This window comes from Arthrobacter sp. H14 (assembly GCF_000520495.1).
GTDB lineage: Bacteria > Actinomycetota > Actinomycetes > Actinomycetales > Micrococcaceae > Arthrobacter_C.
Window position 1 is genome coordinate 24,456 of record NZ_KI914706.1, and the last position, 1,633, is coordinate 26,088.

General features: G+C 67.1%; 3 protein-coding genes. All 3 read left to right on the top strand.

All coding sequences use genetic code 11. The annotated features are described in order from the left end of the window. A partial coding sequence (locus tag Y707_RS28400; protein ID WP_035783181.1) for an iron chelate uptake ABC transporter family permease subunit occupies positions 1-263 on the top strand: 263 nt, incomplete at its 5' end. An 11-nt stretch (positions 264-274) separates the two neighbouring features. Then, positions 275-1,153, top strand: a complete 879-nt coding sequence (locus Y707_RS28405; protein WP_051442295.1) for an ABC transporter ATP-binding protein — start codon at positions 275-277, stop codon at positions 1,151-1,153. Next, the coding region (locus tag Y707_RS28410; protein WP_162150265.1) for a siderophore-interacting protein at positions 1,150-1,633 on the top strand (484 nt) is incomplete at its 3' end. The genes Y707_RS28405 and Y707_RS28410, both read left to right, overlap by 4 nt.

Below are 1,633 nucleotides of genomic sequence, written 5' to 3' on the forward strand. Positions count from 1 at the left end.
CGGCCGTCGCCACCGCGGCCGCCGGGCCGGTCGCGTTCATCGCGTTCCTCTCCGGGCCCATCGCCCGGCGGGCACTGGGCGGCAAGGCCTCACTGACCGCGGCGGCGCTGATCGGTGCGCTGATCGTGCTCGCCGCTGATTTCGTCGCTGCCAACATGATTCCGGGAGTATCCCTCCCCGTCGGCGTCATCACCGGTGCCTTGGGGGCGCCGTTCCTGCTCTGGCTGCTGGTATCCGCCAACCGCAACGGCACGGCCGGTTAGGAAGGACCGACATGACCTCTACACATTTCCTGCAGGCGCAGGAACTGACCCTGGCCTACGACGAGCGCACCGTCGTCGAAGATCTGACCCTGACCATACCCAGCGGCAAGGTCACGATGATCGTTGGCGCGAACGCCTGCGGCAAGTCGACCCTGCTGCGCGGGCTGGCGCGGCTGCTCAAGCCCCGCTCGGGCTCGGTTCTGCTGGATGGAAAGTCGATCCACTCGGTTCCTACCCGCCAGGTGGCCACGATGCTCGGCCTGCTGCCCCAAACACCTGTCGCGCCGGACGGAATAACGGTTGCCGATCTGGTCGGCCGGGGCCGCTATCCGCACCAGGGCTGGTTCCGGCAGTGGAGCAAGGACGACGACGCCGCAGTCGCCGCTGCCTTGGCGGCCACAGACACGCTCGAGCTCGCCAGCCGGTCCGTGGACGAGCTGTCCGGCGGGCAGCGCCAGCGGGTGTGGATTGCCATGGCGCTGGCCCAGGAAACGGACATCCTGCTCCTGGATGAACCGACTACGTTCCTGGACGTGAGCCACCAGGTGGAGGTGCTGGACCTGCTGACGGACCTGAACCACCGCGCGGGCACCACCATCGCGATTGTCCTTCATGACCTGAATCTCGCCGCCCGCTACGCCGACCACTTGATCGCCATGAAGAACGGACGGATCGCGGCCACCGGTGCCCCGGGCGAGGTGGTGACCGAGGCCATGGTGCAGGACGTGTTTGGGATGGATTCCCGGGTCATCGCCGATCCAATCTCGGGCACGCCCATGATCGTTCCCATTGGCCGCCACCACGGCGCAGCCACGGCGGGGCCGGAAGCCAACGACGCACAGCACGAAACCAGGACCCGCACCGATACGCACGCAGAGGTAAGTACATGACCGCCACCGTTGATGCCCCTCCGATGCTGGCCTTCGAGGTCGAGGTAGCCGGCATTGCCGAGCTCAGCCCCAATTTCCGCCGCATCACTTTCACGGGGGAGAGCCTCGCGCAGTTCAGCCGTGGCCCGGTTGACGACTGTGGCCTGCGTTCCACCCTGGACTTGCGAATCAAGCTGATGGTGCCTTCGCAGGGCCACGCGCTGCCCCCGTTCGGCACCTTGGCCCAGGGGTGGTACCAGCAGTGGCTGGCGATGGATCCGCAGACCCGCGGCCATATGCGGACCTATACGGTGCGGAACGCGCGCCTCGACGGTCCGGAAGTGGAAGCGTATGGCCCGCAGATCGACGTCGACTTCGTGATCCATCTGGACGCCGGCGGCAACGGTGGGCCGGCGTCCAACTGGGCAGCGAAAGCGAAGGTCGGGGACCGGTTGACCATCATCGGCCCCAACGAACTTAACGGGTCCTGCCCCGGCATCG